Source organism: Thermoleptolyngbya sichuanensis A183 (assembly GCF_013177315.1).
GTDB lineage: Bacteria > Cyanobacteriota > Cyanobacteriia > Elainellales > Elainellaceae > Thermoleptolyngbya > Thermoleptolyngbya sichuanensis.
Window position 1 is genome coordinate 4,316,825 of sequence record NZ_CP053661.1, and the last position, 17,753, is coordinate 4,334,577.

11 protein-coding genes, 1 pseudogene and 1 CRISPR repeat array are annotated in these 17,753 nt (G+C 55.6%); of the genes and pseudogenes, 4 read left to right on the forward strand and 8 right to left on the reverse strand.

The window, feature by feature from the left end:
* The first annotated feature begins 19 nt into the window (after nucleotides 1-19).
* Nucleotides 20-1,192, forward strand: a complete 1,173-nt coding sequence (locus HPC62_RS18000; protein WP_172353422.1) for a transposase — start codon at nucleotides 20-22, stop codon at nucleotides 1,190-1,192.
* Between the two features lie 20 nt (nucleotides 1,193-1,212).
* On the opposite strand, the pseudogene HPC62_RS18005 reads toward HPC62_RS18000, so the two are convergent.
* Together HPC62_RS18005 and HPC62_RS18010 are read right to left on the reverse strand one after the other, a co-directional pair.
* A pseudogene (locus HPC62_RS18005) lies at nucleotides 1,213-1,527 on the reverse strand (transposase); the annotation flags it as partial.
* Nucleotides 1,528-2,016: 489 nt separating this feature from the next.
* On the reverse strand, nucleotides 2,017-2,745 hold the full coding sequence (locus HPC62_RS18010) for an SDR family oxidoreductase (protein ID WP_172357873.1): 729 nt from the start codon (nucleotides 2,743-2,745) through the stop codon (nucleotides 2,017-2,019).
* A gap of 73 nt (nucleotides 2,746-2,818) precedes the next feature.
* Between HPC62_RS18010 and HPC62_RS18015 the strand changes: the two genes are divergently transcribed.
* The gene (locus HPC62_RS18015; RefSeq protein WP_172357875.1) at nucleotides 2,819-3,640 is read left to right on the forward strand and encodes a tetratricopeptide repeat protein; all 822 of its coding nucleotides are present in this window, start codon (nucleotides 2,819-2,821) and stop codon (nucleotides 3,638-3,640) included.
* Between the two features lie 77 nt (nucleotides 3,641-3,717).
* Here the strand turns inward: HPC62_RS18015 and HPC62_RS18020 are convergent, their stop codons facing one another.
* From HPC62_RS18020 to HPC62_RS18035, 4 genes are all read right to left on the reverse strand, one after another.
* A complete protein-coding gene (locus HPC62_RS18020) occupies nucleotides 3,718-4,563 on the reverse strand; it encodes a hypothetical protein (RefSeq protein WP_205369476.1) in 846 nt (281 codons plus the stop codon).
* A gap of 201 nt (nucleotides 4,564-4,764) precedes the next feature.
* The gene (locus tag HPC62_RS18025) at nucleotides 4,765-5,706 is read right to left on the reverse strand and encodes a GDP-L-fucose synthase family protein (protein WP_172357877.1); all 942 of its coding nucleotides are present in this window, start codon (nucleotides 5,704-5,706) and stop codon (nucleotides 4,765-4,767) included.
* 85 nt (nucleotides 5,707-5,791) lie between these two features.
* A complete protein-coding gene (gene gmd / locus HPC62_RS18030) occupies nucleotides 5,792-6,874 on the reverse strand; it encodes a GDP-mannose 4,6-dehydratase (protein ID WP_172357879.1) in 1,083 nt (360 codons plus the stop codon).
* A gap of 374 nt (nucleotides 6,875-7,248) precedes the next feature.
* On the reverse strand, nucleotides 7,249-8,943 hold the full coding sequence (locus HPC62_RS18035) for an ABC transporter permease (RefSeq protein ID WP_172357881.1): 1,695 nt from the start codon (nucleotides 8,941-8,943) through the stop codon (nucleotides 7,249-7,251).
* A 114-nt stretch (nucleotides 8,944-9,057) separates the two neighbouring features.
* Between HPC62_RS18035 and HPC62_RS18040 the strand changes: the two genes are divergently transcribed.
* Nucleotides 9,058-10,188, forward strand: a complete 1,131-nt coding sequence (locus tag HPC62_RS18040; protein ID WP_172357883.1) for an ABC transporter ATP-binding protein — start codon at nucleotides 9,058-9,060, stop codon at nucleotides 10,186-10,188.
* 364 nt (nucleotides 10,189-10,552) lie between these two features.
* Nucleotides 10,553-14,244: direct repeats of the CRISPR family, unit length 35 nt; unit sequence CTTTCAAGCCCATTTCCCCGCAAGGGGACTGAAAC.
* 431 nt (nucleotides 14,245-14,675) lie between these two features.
* On the opposite strand, the gene purN is transcribed toward HPC62_RS18040, so the two are convergent.
* Together purN and speB are read right to left on the reverse strand one after the other, a co-directional pair.
* Entirely contained in the window at nucleotides 14,676-15,428 is a 753-nt protein-coding gene (purN, locus tag HPC62_RS18045; protein WP_172357885.1) for a phosphoribosylglycinamide formyltransferase, read from the reverse strand.
* Nucleotides 15,429-15,434: 6 nt separating this feature from the next.
* On the reverse strand, nucleotides 15,435-16,340 hold the full coding sequence (gene speB / locus HPC62_RS18050; protein WP_172357887.1) for an agmatinase: 906 nt from the start codon (nucleotides 16,338-16,340) through the stop codon (nucleotides 15,435-15,437).
* 152 nt (nucleotides 16,341-16,492) lie between these two features.
* Between speB and HPC62_RS18055 the strand changes: the two genes are divergently transcribed.
* Nucleotides 16,493-17,713 (forward strand): URC4/urg3 family protein, encoded by a 1,221-nt coding sequence (locus HPC62_RS18055; protein ID WP_172357889.1) that lies wholly within the window; start codon nucleotides 16,493-16,495, stop codon nucleotides 17,711-17,713.
* Nucleotides 17,714-17,753: the final 40 nt, after the last annotated feature.

A 17,753-nucleotide genomic window follows, 5' to 3' on the forward strand; every position in this document is an offset into this window, starting at 1 on the left:
ACACAAACCAGTCAAATCAATGTCACCGACTTCCCGTCTTTATGATGCGTTGAATGATTTTCTGCGTCAATGCGACATTCAGTGGCAGGATGCTCGCCATCTGCAAACACTGTGCTGGATGATCATTGGCATGATTGGAAGCCAAAACGTTCATCTCAATGGATTTGGGGTGTATGTGAGGAGTCGCGCTCAAATGGCTCAATCCCACCAACGCCGGTTTCGCCGCTGGTTGTCGAATCGGCGGATCAATGTCGCGTCCGCTCATCATGCGCTGATTGGGCAGGCTCTGTCCAACTGGCAGACCCAACGACTCTACTTAAGCCTCGATACAACGGTCGTATGGAATTGTTTCTGCATCGTCTGGGTCGCAGTGGTGTACCGAGGAAGAACGGTTCCGGTCGCTTGGAAAGTGGTGGCGCAATCAAGCAGCACCGTCAGGTTGTGGACGATTCAACGGGTACTGCGGCAAGCGCAACGGCTGATGCCCGAGGGTGTCGCGATTGTCCTTTTGGCAGACCGAGGGTTTGCCGATGGCAAGTTGATGAAATACCTCCGGGAGAATCTGGGTTGGCATTTCCGCATCCGCATCAAACGCTCCTTCCAATTTCAGCACCAAGGGCAGTGGCGCCAGGTATCGTCGGTTCAATTGCAACCAGGACAAGCTTACTTTACGCCTGCAGTGTCGGTGGGTAGAACAAAGCCCTACGACAATGTTTACCTTGCCTTTGCCCACGACAAACTCAGCAGCGAGAATTGGACAATTGTGAGTGATGAGCCGACGAACTTGCAGACGTTTGCCCAATATCGACTGAGATTTCAGGTGGAGGAGTCGTTTTTGGATTTGAAGTCCAACGGGTTTAATCTCGAAGCCTCCAGACTCAGAGACAAGGTTGCCCTTTCCCAGTTGTGTGGGGTAATCGCCTTGACGATGCTGTTCTTAGTTCTCCAAGGGGTGCAAGTGGTCGCATCCGGCAAGCGTCGCCAAGTCGATGCTCACTGGAAGCGCGGCATGAGTTATCTCAAGCTGGGCTGGAATTGGATTCGGCTGGCTATCACTCACCAGTGGAAGATTCACGTTTATCAGTTCCTCTCCTGTTCACCTGACCCTCAACCTGCCATCGCATCAAGGCGACAACACGATGACTCCCTAAAGCGTGAATTCACTGTCCTCAGCCGTATTCCAGCTTCTTAGTTTTGTCAGTCAAGCAGGGTTCTGCCCATTTTCTGCCGCAGGTCTGCTCGGCGTTGGTCGTGCATCTGCTGCCAAATCCCCTTGCGATGCCATTTGCAAAAGTAGAAGTACACCGTTGTATACGGGGGAAGGTCATGCGGTAGCATTTCCCACTGGCATCCAGTACGCTGCACGTAGAAGATTGCGTTGAGGATTTCTCGAAAGTCCACTTCACGGGGACGACCAAAGCCTTTACCGGCAGGTATCAGCGGTTGCAAAACGCTCCATTCTGCATCTCTCATATCACTGGGATAGGCTTTGCGCTTGGGATTGGCGATTTCCGGTAGGCGACTCATAGGCGGGCTTCAGAAGCATCTCTTTCAGACTAAAGTTCACCCTCAGGTTCGCCTGCCTCTATTTAGATTTTCTTTATAAATTAGCTCTGAAATCGACAAAACCGCGAATCCTCCTGAACAAACCCTTTCCAAATTGCCCCCTTATGCGACCATTCAATCAACCAAAACTTGAGCCTTGCTGCCCGTTTTTAGGTTTTGAAAGCAGTCTTGTAGGCACAGTCTGCAAAAAATCTTTTCACTCGCCAGTCCGATGACTCCAATCTAATTAATCAGTTCTTCAGGTTCATTCCAATGGGGCTTGATTAATGCGCGATTTTCCGCATGTAAATTGCAAAACACCTTTCAAAAACAGACAGGACTTAACGCACTTGCGATCAGTTTTCTGGGCTTTGGGCGATTTCTCGCGGGCCAGCCCACGAGAAATCGCCCAACTGCGGAAGTCCTAACAGATTCAGCAAAACAAGTCGGAGGAATATCTCGGCGCAGGGATCAAGAGCAGAAATTTACATCCTCCAGAGGCACGACCTCAAACGCGGTCTTGCCATAGAGCAGACCTCGATCGACAGCCGACAGGATGCAGCCGTTGACCCGTTCGGAAAACAAACAGCGCCCCACCAAATCGGCCACATCAGCCCGGTGGATACTGCCAGCGATCGCCACATCCGGCGTTAGCACTGCGTTGCCTGTGGCGGGTTCCGACTTTAGTCCGCCAGGACGCACAACCGTATAGGTCAGCCCGCTGGCCATCAGGTATTCCTCTGCCTGCTCTTTCTCTGCCAAGACTGGCCCCAAGGTTTGCAGCACTTGCGGCGGCAGGGCGATCGCGCTTTTGCCCGCACCAATGGACGACACCAACACAAATTTCCGCACCCCCGCCTGCACGGCCGCGTCGATCAGCACCTTGTTGCCCAAAAAATCAGCCCGCCGCCCGTCTGGCCCGATGCCGCCAATTGTGCTGACCACTGCCCAGGGTGGCGCGTTGAAGGGTGGCCCCTGCATAGCACGGTTGACCGCCTCGGCATCCAGCGCATCCCCAATGGCGATCGCCGCACCCAGAGACTCCAACTCTGCCTGCGCAGGCGAGGGTGTTCCATCGGTATCGGGCGGCAGCCGCAGCAGCGCCTGGGTGGGAATGCCCCGCTGCAATAGCCAACGCGCCAGCTCGAACCCCACGCCCCGGCTAGCACCTGCTAAAAAAACATAAGGTTGCTCGGTCATGGCTCCATTCTCAGGCATGATAGGGCGAGAAGATGCACTTTCAACACCCTACCATTCTCTCAACCGCTTGCTTATGGGCACTTCTGTTGACATTACGGCAGCCAACTTCGCGCAAGAAGTGACGCAAAAATCCTACGAAAAACCAGTGCTGGTGGATTTTTTCGCCACCTGGTGTGGACCCTGCCAGTTGCTCAAGCCGATGCTAGAAAAGCTGTTGCAAGAGTACGATTTCGTGCTGGCAAAGGTGGATATTGACCAAAATCCTGACCTGGCCAATGCCTACGGTGTAGAAGGCGTGCCGGATGTGCGGATTGTGGTGGATGGCGCAATGCAGAATGGCTTTGTCGGCGTGCTGCCAGAACCGCAGTTGCGCGAGCTATTGGGCAAGCTGAATTTGCACTCGGCGCTGGAGCAAGGGCTGGCAGAGATTCGGGCGGCGCGGGCTGCGGGCGATGTAAACCAGGTGAAGCAACGATTCACAGACCTGATTCAGGCTTACCCGACCGATGCACGGCTGATGCTGGAGGCGGCAGAATTTTTGGTCAGCCAGGGGCAAATCGAGTCGGCAGAGAAGCTGCTGTCGCCGATTCCTGAGCGGGATAAAGACCTGTTTCGGCGGGCGCAGGCGGTGCGCGGGCTGATCGCGTTTCACCGAGACTTGGCCAGTCCTGCGGAACCGGGCGAACTGGAGACGAAATATCGGCAAGCAGAGCAGCACGCCCTGGAAGGCAATTACGAAGCGGCGTTTGCAGGCTTTCTGGAGATCGTGGCGGGCGATCGCAAGTTTCGGCAGGACGGGGCCCGCAAGGCGATGATCGTGCTGTTCGACCTGCTGGGCGACGACCACCCGCTGACCCGCAGCTATCGCAAACAGTTGATGCAAACGATGTATTAAGAAATGGCGTATTGAGAAATGGCGTATTGAGAAACGGTTCAGGTCATGGGCGACGCACACAACCTGAACCGGAAGCCCTATGAGCAGCGATCGCTCTGGGCGCGAAAGACCTGGCGCAGATCTCCCGAAAACACGACTCGATAGAAAAAGGGCGACGAACCGCTGCAACTCATGGGCTGGCGATTGGCACGGCGGGGCGAAAACCACGAGTTGGCGGTGACGACGAGCCGCGAACCTGTCCAGGAAAGGCCGGTGACTTCTAGCGAGTTGCTGCGCCCGTTGCTGAGTTGAGCGGTCAGAAACGTCCCGGCGGTGGGTGCGCCGTTGGTGGGGTTGAGCCGCGCCAACACAGCGACTTTGGGGCCGCCACCGCTGCCGTAGCTGGTCAGCCAGCCCTGACGGGTAAAGCGGCGATAGTCCTGGCTGGCAGTGCCCTGGGTTCCGGTGGCGCTGAACACGGCATAGAGGGCACTGCTGCCGTCCCACACCAGCCCATAGCCTTCGCCATCGTCGGCTGTGATTTCGTAATCTGCGCGGCACCAGGCCCGCTGCCCCCGGTTAAACCGGACAACGATCGGGTTTTTGTTGTTGGCAGACACCTGGCGATAGCCAATGTAGATGCGCGATCGCCCGATCGTGACCACGGGGCCACCCTTTTGCCGCACAACGGATTCTGAGTCCTGGCAGGAAAACTCGACGGACTCCCCCACAGAGGCCGAGACGGTGGCCTGGGCAGGCAGGGCGATCGCCAGCCACAGGGGAAACAGTCCAACGGTCAGACTGGCAACGCGGGCAGCACAGCGGGTGAATGGGGCAAGCAGAAAAGACTGCGGGAAACGATTCTCAGACGACGGACAAGGGGCGATCGCCACACTAGGGCAATGGAGAGTGTGCTTAGGGACGTGCTGATGATCGGTTGGCATAAGGTTGGGGTGACTGATTGGAAGGAGTGGGATAGGCAGACGCACCCACTATGAGCTTCCAGTTCAGACCCTAGCCCAGCGAGCCGAATCAACGGTTCTGTGAAATTACGGGAGATTTGAGAGGGCGATCGCCCCCCGTTTCCTGGTCTTCACGCAGAGGGGTGTCGGCGGCTGGCCTTAAGGCTCCCTGCGGCTCCCTGCCTACGCCGCGTGCTGCCGATACCACTCGATCGTATTGTTCAAGCCTTGGCGGAACTCCACCTCTGCGGTAAAGCCAAACTTATCCTTAGCCCGCTGCGTATCGAGACACCTGCGGGGCTGCCCATTGGGCTTATCAGTCTCCCAAACCAGTTCCCCGTCATAGTCCATCAGTTCACAAATCAGCGTAATCAGATCCTTGATAGAAATCTCATAGCCCGTCCCCAAATTCACAGGCTCCGGCTCCGCATAGAACTGCGTCCCCATCACAATCCCCCGCGCCGCATCGGTGGAATAGAGAAACTCCCGCGTCGGCGAACCATCCCCCCACACCGGAATCGTCCTCTCCCCGCGCAACTGCGCCTCATGCACCTTGCGAATCAGCGCCGGAATCACATGAGAACTGCGCGGGTCAAAATTATCCTCCGGTCCATACAGATTCACCGGCAGCAGGTAAATGCCATCAAACCCATACTGCTGACGATACGCCTGAAGCTGCACCAACAGCGCCTTCTTCGCCACCCCATAGGGAGCATTGGTCTCCTCCGGGTAGCCATTCCACAGGTCATCTTCCTTGAACGGCACAGGCGTGAACTTGGGATAGGCGCAAATCGTGCCCACACAGGTAAACTTCTTCACCCCCGCTTCATAGGCAGCATGAATCAGTTGCGCCCCCATCATCAGGTTGTCGTAGAACAGTTCCGCAGGCTTTTCCCGATTCAGCCCGATGCCGCCGACATGGGCTGCGAGATGAATCACAATGTCTTGCTGGTCAACGGCGCGACGGCACGCCTCCATCTGCGTCAGGTCATAGTCGCGAGAGCGGGGCACCGTAATCTTGGCGGGGTCGGCACCCGCGTGGATGAGTTGGTTCACCACCTGCTTGCCGAGGAATCCGGCACCGCCCGTGACGAGAATTCGTTGGTTGGAGAAGGAGAGGGGCATAGGGGAAAGAGGGAAGAGGGAAGAGGGAAGAGCGGGTTTTCGTTTTTCGTTTTTCGTTTTTCGTTTTTCGTTCTTCGTTTTTTTCCTAGGGCGTTGCGCTTGTGCCTGCGGCTTGCCGGATGGTGGCGTGGTCGAGGACGGTCTGGGCGCTGTTGCCGTTGAGGGGGATGAGACCCAGGGCTTTGAGGTCGGCTTCGACCATCAGGTAGACCAACTGCTCGAAGCTGACGCTGGGCTGCCAGCCGAGTTGGGTCTTGGCTTTGGTGGGGTCGCCAATCAGCAGGTCAACTTCGGCGGGGCGCAGGTAGCGTTCGTCGAACTCGACGTAGTCTTGCCAGTTGAGGTTGACGTAACCAAAGGCGAGTTCCAGGAATTCTCTCACTTCGTGGGTTTCGCCAGTGGCAACGACATAGTCGTCGGGCTGGTCTTGTTGCAGCATTAGCCACATGGCTTGCACGTAGTCTTTGGCGTAGCCCCAGTCCCGTTTGGCATCTAGGTTGCCCATGTAGAGTTTCTTTTGCTGACCGGCGACGATGCGGGCGACGGCGCGGGTGATTTTGCGGGTGACAAAGGTTTCGCCCCGGCGGGGAGATTCGTGGTTGAACAGGATGCCGTTGCAGGCAAATAAGCCGTAGGATTCGCGGTAGTTGACGGTTTGCCAGTGGGCGTAGACTTTGGCGCAGGCGTAGGGGCTGCGCGGGTAGAAGGGGGTGCTTTCGCTTTGGGGCACGGCTTGCACTTTGCCGTACATTTCGGAGGAGCCTGCTTGGTAGAAGCGGACTTCGTTGCCGGTGCGCTGCTGGTAGTCCCGCAGGGCTTCTAGGAGCCGCAGGGTGCCCATGCCGACGGCATCGGCGGTGTATTCGGGGGCATCGAAGCTGACGCGCACGTGGGATTGTGCGCCTAGGTTGTAGATTTCGTGAGGCTGCACGTGTTCGAGGATGCGCCGCAGGGTGGTGCCGTCGGTCAGGTCGCCGTAGTGCAGAAACAGGCGGGCGTTTTCGTTGTGGGGGTCTTCGTAGATATGGTCGATGCGGTCGGTGTTGAAGGTGGAGGTGCGGCGGATGATGCCGTGGACTTCGTATCCCTTCTCTAGGAGCATCTCGCTCAGGTATGACCCGTCTTGTCCTGTGATGCCTGTGATCAGTGCCCGTTTCCGCTCTGACATAGTGCTCTAACGCCTTACTGAGGTGATGGTGACATAGGTGGACGATTCAAGGGGGCGATCGCCCTCAACGCTTGTGCCTGGACTGAACCCTATGGCAAGCATTGCGCTGTCGGCTGATTTTACCGCAAGTGGATGACCTGCATTGCCTCAAGACAGTCCACTCAGTGTCTACATAAATATCTGTTACAGAGTACCGTATTCAACCATCGCAATGAAATAGATCTGCCTTCTGTCTGGTTATGGAGCGGCTTTTGCGAACTATGCGAACTGATAGAGCGCGATTAGAGTGCGATCGCCCCGCTTTAACCTGCTTTCTCGCGACGATTCATCGTGATTCACCAGGATGCGCCGCGATTCATCGTGATTCACTGCGATTAATTGCGATCGCCCCCGGCAATCTGCTGGCTGAGCAAGATTACGGGCACCAGCCCCACCGCCACAATCACCAGCGCCGCCGCTGAAGATTCCGCCAGCCGCTCGTCGGACGCAAGCTGGTAGACCCGCACCGCCAGCGTGTCGAAGTTAAACGGGCGCACGATCAGCGTGGCGGGCAGTTCCTTCATCACGTCCACAAACACCAGCAGCGCCGCACTGAGCAGACTGCCGCCCATCAGGGGCGCATGGACTCGCTGCAGCACGCCGAGGGAATTTTCGCCGAGCGATCGCGCGGCATTGTCCAGACTGGGCTTGATTCGCTCCAGACCCGACTCGACCGAATTCAGCGCCACAGCCAGGAACCGCACCAGATAGGCAAACACCAGCGCCGCGATCGTGCCGCTCAGCAGCAGCCCGGTGGAAATGCCAAAGGTGCGCTGCATCCAGGCATCGACAGAGTTGTCGAACGCGCCCAGGGGCACCAGCACGCCGACCGCAATCACCGAGCCGGGAATGGCATAGCCCAGGGCCGACGTTCGCAGCGACAGGTTCATCCACCCGTTGGGACGCAGCCGCACGCCGTAGGCCAGCAGGAGGGCGATCGCCCCCGCTAGCCCCGCCGTCAGCGCTGCTGCCAGGAAGCTGTTTTTGGCAAACCCCCAGAGGCGCGGGTCGGTAAGCTGGTTCAGATTTCGCAGGGTCATGTGCAGCAGCAGTCCGGCGGGAACCAGAAAGCCCAGCAGCAGGGGAACTACGCAGGCGGCGATCGCCAGTCCGCTGCGCCAGCCCCCCAGCCGAAAGCGGCTCTGGCTATAGGATTTGCCGCGTTTTTGGTAATAGCGCCCCTGGCGGCGAAACCACTGCTCCAGCACAATCAGCGCCAGCACAAACAGCATCAGCAGCGCCGCCAGTTGGGACGCGGCTGCCCGTTCGCCCATGCCAAACCAGGTGCGATAGATGCCCGTGGTAAAGGTGTCTACGCTGAAATATTGCACCGTGCCAAAGTCGCCCAGGGTTTCCATCAGCGCCAGGGCCGTGCCAGCGGCGATCGCCGGCCGGGCCAGCGGCAGCGCCACCCGCCAAAAGCTCTGCCAGGGGTTGCAGCCCAGGCTACGGCTGGCTTCCAGCGTGCAGACCGACTGTTCCCCAAAGGCCACCCGTGCCAGCAGGTAGACATAGGGATAGAGCGTCAGCACTAGCAGCGCGATCGCCCCGCCCAGGGATCGAATCGGCGGAAACCAGTAGTCCTGCGCCGACTGGAACCCAAAGAGGGATCGCAGGCCCGTTTGCACCGGGCCATAATAGTCCAGCAGTTCGGTGTAGGTGTAGGCCAGGAGATAGGCGGGAAAGGCCAGCGGCAGCAGCAGCGCCCAACTGAGAATGCCGCGTCCTGGAAACTGCGTCATCGTTACCAGCCAGGCCGTGCCCGTGCCCAGCACAACTACCCCCGCGCCTACGCCCAGCATGAGCGCCAGAGAGTTCGCCACGTAGCGCCCCAGCACCGTGGCGGCGAGGTGTTGCCATACGTCCCAGGCAGGCGTAAACAGGCTGGCCGCCACCACCAGCACGGGTGCAGCAATCAGCAGGGCGATCGCCCCCACCGCCAGCGTCCACAGGTCTAGCCCGGACTTACTGCGAGAAAGATGCAATTTTTTGGAAACGGCGATGTCCGCCGGTTTTGCAACAAAGCTCATGGCATGATAAGGAATTGACCCGAATTTCTGAGCGTTGCCCGCTCGAATTGTCGAGTTGTTGAGAAGATATTAATTGATTCTAAGTCTCAATAATGCACTTCCATGAGCGCCAGCATGAATTCTTCGCCCGTTTTGCAGCTTCAGCAGGTGACGCATCAGTTTCCCAATCGCCCCGCTCCCACGGTGTATAACCTCAGCCTCGACCTGGAGCCGGGTGAAATTTTGGCGCTGCTGGGGCCGTCGGGCTGTGGCAAAACGACGCTGCTGCGACTGATTGCGGGCTTTGAGCAGCCCCAGCAGGGGGAAGTGGCGATCGCCGGCCGAATAGTCGCCAATGCAGATGGCATGGTGCCGCCGGAACAGCGCTCGGTGGGCATGGTGTTTCAAGACTTTGCCCTGTTTCCCCATCTCACAGTGCAGGAAAATATTGCCTTTGGGCTGGGGAAAGGCGACTCGCGGGGACAAGTGAGCGAGGCGATCGCCCTGGTTGGATTAACCGGATATGAACGCGCCTATCCGCACGAACTGTCGGGCGGGCAGCAGCAGCGCGTCGCCCTGGCCCGCGCCCTGGCCCCGCGCCCGTCGCTGGTGCTGCTAGACGAGCCGCTGAGCAATCTGGATGTGCAGGTGCGGCTATATCTGCGGCAAGAAGTGCGGGACATTTTGAAAGCAACGGGCACGACAGCGGTTTTTGTCACCCACGACCAGGAAGAAGCGATGGCCATCGCCGATCAGGTCGCCGTCATGCGGCACGGGCAAATCGAACAGCAGGGCCCGCCGGAAGCGCTGTATCGAGCGCCCGTCTCCCGCTTTGTGGCGGAGTTTGTCACCCAGGCGAACGTGCTGCCTGCCCGCTGGAATGGGCAAATTTGGGAAACAGAAATCGGCAGCTTTGACCTGAAATCGAGCCTTTCAGACAATTTCCCGGCATTTTCAAAAGGGGAAACCGCCGATTTGATGATTCGTCCTGAAGACATTCAAATTCAGCCCAGCGCATCGGGAACGGTGACCGTGGGCGATCGCCAGTTTCTCGGCCGCGACTATCGCTACACGCTGCTCACCCCCAGCGGCAACAAGCTCTATGCCCGCATCCCCGCCGACCGAACCTCGTCCGCCAGCGGAGCCGCGCCCCTCCCCCCCGGCACCCTCGTTCACCTCACCATCCACCCCGCCGCCCTGAAACTGTTCCCCACCACAGAGGACGTGGTAGATGGAGCAAAGGGGCGATCGCTGCCCGTCGCTTGAAGAAAAAACGAAGAACGAAGAGGGAAAAACGAAGAACGAAGAACGAAGAACGAAGAACGAAGAACGAAGAACGAAAACCCGCTCTTCCGTCTTCCCTCTTTGTTCTTCCGTTTAACGTTTCTTTCATTGACTTTTCTGGCGACAGTCTCCTATGATGCGGGTATGGATACGTCATATTCCCATCTCGCCTGAACCTTGAAAGCCGCATAACTTCGTTGACCAGCGTTGATGCCTTGTTCAGTGGGCAACTCAGACGCTAGAAAGCTAAAGTTTTAAGAAGGAAAATTCATTTTTAGACTCCAAAAACGACCACCATCGATTTCTGCTTACGAGGCATTGCCAGGAGCAGGTTTCAGACGGTACTCTTTCAAGCCCATTTCCCCGCAAGGGGACTGAAACTCGACTTCCGTTTCCGTTTCAAATTCAAAATTCACAATCTTACCTCTTTCAAGCCCATTTCCCCGCAAGGGGACTGAAACAGCCTTAGCTGGCTGCATGAGGGCGCAGATACCATCACACTTTCAAGCCCATTTCCCCGCAAGGGGACTGAAACTCTGTGGAAATCGAGTGGGCTGACGGCAGCCCGTTTACATCTTTCAAGCCCATTTCCCCGCAAGGGGACTGAAACCTACTAACCTGAGTTAGAAAAACCTAGCCATAAGTAAACTTTCAAGCCCATTTCCCCGCAAGGGGACTGAAACTTGCAGCGGCAATAGCCATGCCGCGCACAGCATTGCTTGCATCTTTCAAGCCCATTTCCCCGCAAGGGGACTGAAACACTTCAATATGCCACTTTGTGGTCTATAATAAAAAAGCAGCTTTCAAGCCCATTTCCCCGCAAGGGGACTGAAACTCCTGGGAATAAAATAAAAGGCAGCCTACTAGGAGATATGTAGTCTTTCAAGCCCATTTCCCCGCAAGGGGACTGAAACTTTCTGTGTCAAATCCTACAATTAAGTCTTCTGTAGACTTTCAAGCCCATTTCCCCGCAAGGGGACTGAAACATAGGTACTGCGTTTATCCTGATTATTTTGACCAGGTCTTGAAACTCTTTCAAGCCCATTTCCCCGCAAGGGGACTGAAACCTGATTATTTTGACTATGTCTTGAAACTGTATTTTATCTGTTATCCCTCTTTCAAGCCCATTTCCCCGCAAGGGGACTGAAACAGTATTCTAGGCACGTTAGAAAATCAAATAGAGAATTACTTTCAAGCCCATTTCCCCGCAAGGGGACTGAAACCGGTCTAATAGACTTCAAAATAGGCAGATAAAAAAAATCTTTCAAGCCCATTTCCCCGCAAGGGGACTGAAACAGTAGTAGTTGTAGATACAGTAACGTTAGTATCACTCTTTCAAGCCCATTTCCCCGCAAGGGGACTGAAACAAGAAGATTAGTGGTAAACATACCTCCCAGAAGTCTTTCAAGCCCATTTCCCCGCAAGGGGACTGAAACAGTTATATAGCTCTTTTTTCCAATATGACCAGGCATATCTTTCAAGCCCATTTCCCCGCAAGGGGACTGAAACTATATAGAATACGATAATGGCAATGGTAAGACCGCTTTCAAGCCCATTTCCCCGCAAGGGGACTGAAACTTCGAGGGTTTTTCTGAAGTGGACTTAGAGGCAGTAGAGGCTTTCAAGCCCATTTCCCCGCAAGGGGACTGAAACTAATGAAGGCTACTAGTGCCTTAGAGTACTCTAGGCACGTCTTTCAAGCCCATTTCCCCGCAAGGGGACTGAAACTTGCTCTTCTATGTTGTATAGTTCATTTGTATCTTCAGATTTCTTTCAAGCCCATTTCCCCGCAAGGGGACTGAAACCGTAGAGTTTGAAATCCTGGGTGAGGATGAAGTGATCGACGACTTTCAAGCCCATTTCCCCGCAAGGGGACTGAAACGCTCGATTCCAGTTTTAGCAGTGGGTCGCCGCAAACTTTTGACTTTCAAGCCCATTTCCCCGCAAGGGGACTGAAACTTCTTGAATCTAGTATTGTTTTTAGCTGCAATTATTACTCTTTCAAGCCCATTTCCCCGCAAGGGGACTGAAACGAGGGCATCTGGTATTCCTGTTATTTCCCCGTACTCTTTCAAGCCCATTTCCCCGCAAGGGGACTGAAACCTTTAGATAATTTATCTACACTTTTTAAAACTATTCCTCTTCTGCTTTCAAGCCCATTTCCCCGCAAGGGGACTGAAACCTATATTCTGAAAAGCTCGGAATGCTGCAGTCACTTTTCCCTTTCAAGCCCATTTCCCCGCAAGGGGACTGAAACGTTTAAGAGATACATTTTGCCTGCGCCTTGCGGCTTGTACTTTCAAGCCCATTTCCCCGCAAGGGGACTGAAACAATCCACTGACGGTACGAGCTACCTAGCTGCGCGCGGATCTTTCAAGCCCATTTCCCCGCAAGGGGACTGAAACTATTATCTTAAGAGTACCTCGTTCTAGTGCCCCTATACAGTCTTTCAAGCCCATTTCCCCGCAAGGGGACTGAAACCTGGGAGCAAAGCAAAGATAGCCTACTAGGAGATATGTAGTCTTTCAAGCCCATTTCCCCGCAAGGGGACTGAAACGCTTGGCTACTGAAATGCCACTTCTCCCTAAACTATAGATGATGCTTTCAAGCCCATTTCCCCGCAAGGGGACTGAAACATTTAAAGTAATGACAGCAAATCGGCTAAAGCAGCAGTACTTTCAAGCCCATTTCCCCGCAAGGGGACTGAAACCGCCGACCTGCTCAACCACAATTTCAAGCTGCCCATTGAAGCTTTCAAGCCCATTTCCCCGCAAGGGGACTGAAACATAGCTATCTTGCGTAGGGAAAATACTACTGACTTTCAAGCCCATTTCCCCGCAAGGGGACTGAAACCCGTAGTATTTCAGCGTTGCGACGCTTTTAGGGAACTCCTTTCAAGCCCATTTCCCCGCAAGGGGACTGAAACTGGATAAAATATAAGGATCTATTAGTAAGTAATACGTCTTTCAAGCCCATTTCCCCGCAAGGGGACTGAAACTTGATTGAATCTACACTTACTATTAGCTATATTAACTTTCAAGCCCATTTCCCCGCAAGGGGACTGAAACTGTATCCCATAGGGATCATCGGCTAAAATTTTGTTGACTTTCAAGCCCATTTCCCCGCAAGGGGACTGAAACTATATTACAGGAATAAGAATCACTAAAGGATATCCTAGACTTTCAAGCCCATTTCCCCGCAAGGGGACTGAAACCCTTGGAATTCGATGAATCGAGTCTTTGACGCTAGAGGGTTTGTCTTTCAAGCCCATTTCCCCGCAAGGGGACTGAAACTTGGTTATCTTCATTTTTGCTTGCCTTTTTTCTCGATTTCTTTCAAGCCCATTTCCCCGCAAGGGGACTGAAACACTGTGAGCCTACGGGAGTATAACATTCAGAGTTTTTTGCCTTATTGGCTTTCAAGCCCATTTCCCCGCAAGGGGACTGAAACATGCAGGAATAAAGCGTAAAGGGTAGGAAATTAACCTCTTTCAAGCCCATTTCCCCGCAAGGGGACTGAAACAGAGCAGGCAGTAGCCCTTGAATATACCCCCTAGACAATCCTTTCAAGCCCATTTCCCCGCAAGGGGACTGAAACTTGTTTTTTTCGTGTAATTCTTGTTGCGTTAGCCATGCTTTCAAGCCCATTTCCCCGCAAGGGGACTGAAACAATCGTCTTTCATTAATCAGTGTGCCCTGAAAGTGACTTTCAAGCCCATTTCCCCGCAAGGGGACTGAAACCAAATGCAAAATTTTATATTAATAATAGCTTAGTAGCAACTTTCAAGCCCATTTCCCCGCAAGGGGACTGAAACTGGGAATTACTTTTCTGCCAATATTGAACGCGCCATTCACTTTCAAGCCCATTTCCCCGCAAGGGGACTGAAACATCCAAAGCTTTACTACTGCGATAAGAGTCGTGGGCTAAATCTTTCAAGCCCATTTCCCCGCAAGGGGGCTGAAACAATAGCTTGCGCTAGTTCACGATCTGCTTGACGGCTATTCTTTCAAGCCCATTTTCCCGGAAGGGGACTGAAACGTTTGGGAAAAAAGAAGAGTGAAAAACGAAGAGCGAAAAGTGAAGAACAAAGAACGAAAAATTGCTTTTCCCTTACACAGAAAACCGAAAAATCGTTAGTGTCTCAATTTATTCGCCACTCTCAAAATGACCAATCAAGAGCAACCATGCTGTAAGGGTTTCAGCGGTTGTCAGATCGAGGTGGCGAAAAACTAAGGACACGAACAAAAATGAAGAACGAAAAACGAAAAATCGCTTTTCCCTTGCACAGAGAACCGAAAAATCCGTTCTTCTCCCGTAAAGAAAAAATGAAAAACGAAGAACGAAGAACGAAAAACGAAAAATCGCTTTTCCCTTGCACAGAGAACCGAAAAATCCGTTCTTCTCCCGTAAAGAAAAAAATGAAAAACGAAGAACGAAAACCGAAGATCTGCCCTTCCCTCTTCGTTCTTCTATTCTTCGTTCTTCGTTCTTCGTTCTTCCCTCTTCCTTCTTCCTTCTTCGTTTTTCTCCTCGCCGCTGCTCGCCAGCGCGATCGCCCTCGGAAAGATACGATGCTCCTGCACCTGAATCCGCTGGTGCAGGGTGTCGGGGGTGTCGTGGGGCAGGATGGGCACGGCGGCTTGCATGATGATTGGGCCGCGGTCTACTTCCAGGCGGACGTAGTGGACGGTGCAGCCCGTCACCTTGACCCCGGCGGCGAGGGCTTGTTCGACGGCGCGGGCCCCCGGAAAGCTGGGCAGCAGGCTGGGGTGCAGGTTCAAAATGCGGTCGGGAAAGGCGGTGATCAGCACGTCTGTCACCACGCGCATCCAGCCCGCCATGATCACCCATTCCACGTCATAGCGCTTGAGTTGGTCGATGATGGCTTGATCCAGGGCTTCGCGGCTGGGAAACTGTCGATGGTTCAGCAGTTCTGCTGGAATGCCCAGTCGTTTCGCCCGCTCCGCTGCCCCGGCCTGGGGATTGTTGTAGATCATCACCTGGATTTGGGCGTTGAGCTGGCGCTGGGAAATGGACTGGGCGATCGCCTCAAAGTTTGACCCACTGCCAGAGGCCAGCACGCCCAGCCGCAGCGGTGCGCCTGCAAAATGGCGCTGCCATACGCTGGGGGGAACCGCTGGTGAGATAAACCCCGGCGCGGCGGCATCTTCGGCGATCGCATCTGTGGGGATAGACGGGGGCGACGGGTCGGGGGACTGCATTTTGACCTAGCTCCAACCCTGGGCGATCGCCTGATAGCCAATCAGCTTGTAGGCTAGCTTGGCGGCGGTAAATTCCGACACCACCGACTCGCTAACGGGCGCAAGCTCCATAATGTCTGCGCCGAGGACGTGGTGATGCTCAAACACCGACCGCAAGTAGCCCAGCAGGGAATACCAGTTCAGCCCGCCGGGTTCGGGTGTGCCCACGCCGGGGATCAGCGTCGGGTCAATGCCGTCTAGGTCGATGGTGAGAAAGACGTTGCGGGTGGGGATGGCGGCCAGCGCCCGTTCGGCCCAGTCGGGCTGGGTGGCGATTTCTCGCGCTCGAAATACGGTCAGATTTTTTTCCTTAATTAAATTCGCTTCTTCTTTGCAAATGCTGCGGATGCCGATTTGCACCGTAGGAAGACCCATGTCCACCACCCGACGCATAATGCAGGCGTGGTTGTGGATCGAGCCTTCGTATTCGTGGCGGAGGTCGCCGTGGGCATCGATTTGCACCACCGTAAACGACTCCGTAGACGCGGCTCGATAAGCCCGCACCAGACCCGTCGTGATGCTATGTTCGCCGCCCAGCCCGATGACGAACTTGCCGTCGGCAATGAGTTGGGCGGTGGTGTCCTCAACGACCTTCAGCATGGCTTCGGCAGACACTGGGCCGCTGCGCGTATCGGCGATCGCCCCGTGGGTATACACGCCGACGGGCCACATCTCCCGCTCTAGCTCCTCGTCGTAATATTCCACCTGATGCGACGCTTCCAAAATCGCCGCCGGGCCGTGTTCGCAGCCCTTGCGATAGGTCGTCGTCGCCTCGTAGGGAATCGGCAAAATCACGACCCGCGCCGTGTCATAGTCGGCGGCGACCTCTTCGCCCAAAAAGGGCAACTCGGCAATCGGCGTAGTGGTCAACATGGGCAAAAATCCAGAACAGCAGCAGTTATAAATTCTGACACACTTGCAGCGGCGAGGAGGTGTTCTTGCTGGATGGGTATTTCTTGGGCTGCGATAACAGTTAAGCTGAGGGGGCTAAACGCTTGTCTGCATTTGCCTCTACGGGTTCCATCATGTCCACCGCTATCTACCTCCAGAGTCCCCAGGCGATTCGCGATCGCACTCAGCAGCTTTTTGAGCTGGCCCGCGCCGACAAACTAACGCACTTTCGCTATCGGGGCGATCGCCTCCAGCCCACGGCCGACTATGTGCTGCGGGTGATGCGGGAACACTATCCCGACCTAAACGTGCCGTTTCATAGCCGCTGGCGACATTTTGGCGTGGGCAAGGTCGATCGGGCGGCCGAGTTGCAGGCGCGGCTGGCGAGGCTTGATCCGGTGGCCCAGGCGCGGGCCAAGTTCGATCTGGTGATTCTCAGCGTGCTGCTGGATGCGGGGGCGGGTGCGGTGTGGCGCTATCGCGAAGCCAGCAGCGGTCAGGTGTTTCAGCGGTCAGAAGGGCTGGCGGTGGCAAGCTTTTGGATGTTCTGCGAGGGCGCATTTTCGGGCGATCGCGCTGCTCCCCTCCAGGCAACCGCCGCCGCCCTCCAGCAGATCACCGAGTCCGATCTGGCTCAAGCGTTCCAGGTCACCCCAGACAATCCGCTAATCGGGCTGGCGGGGCGCGTGGCCCTGCTGCAACAGTTGGGCCACACCCTTGCCCAAAAGCCAGAATTCTTTGGCACTCAAACGCCCCGACCGGGCAACCTGGTGGACTACCTGTTGGCCCAAGCCGAGGATCGCCAGTTGCCCGCGCCCACCGTGCTGATGGCCGTGCTGCAAGGACTCGGCGACATCTGGCCCGGCCGCATCACGCTAGAGGGCGTTAACCTGGGCGATGTTTGGCCGCACTCTGCTCTGTCCAGCGCTGAGCCGGGGGCAAACCTCGTGCCGTTCCACAAGCTGTCGCAGTGGCTCACCTATTCCCTGCTGGAGCCGCTGCAAGACCTGGGGCTAGAAATCACGCAGCTTGACCAGCTTACGGGTCTGGCAGAATATCGCAACGGCGGCCTCTGCGTAGACCTGGGGCTGCTGGAGCCAAAGCACGCTGACGTACTGCGTGGGCCGCACCTGCCCAGTTCTGAGGTGATTGTGGAATGGCGATCGCTCACGCTGGTTCTGCTCGACCAAATTGCCGATGCCATCCGTACCGAACTCGGCCTCAGCGTCACCGAACTGCCGCTCGTGAAAGTCCTGGAAGGCGGAACCTGGGCAGCCGGCCGAAAAATCGCCGCCGAGCTGCGTCCGGGCGGCGATCCTCCGATCTCGATTCAAAGTGATGGAACGGTGTTTTGAAAAAAGAAGAGAGAAGAACGAACTTTTAAAGAACGAAAAG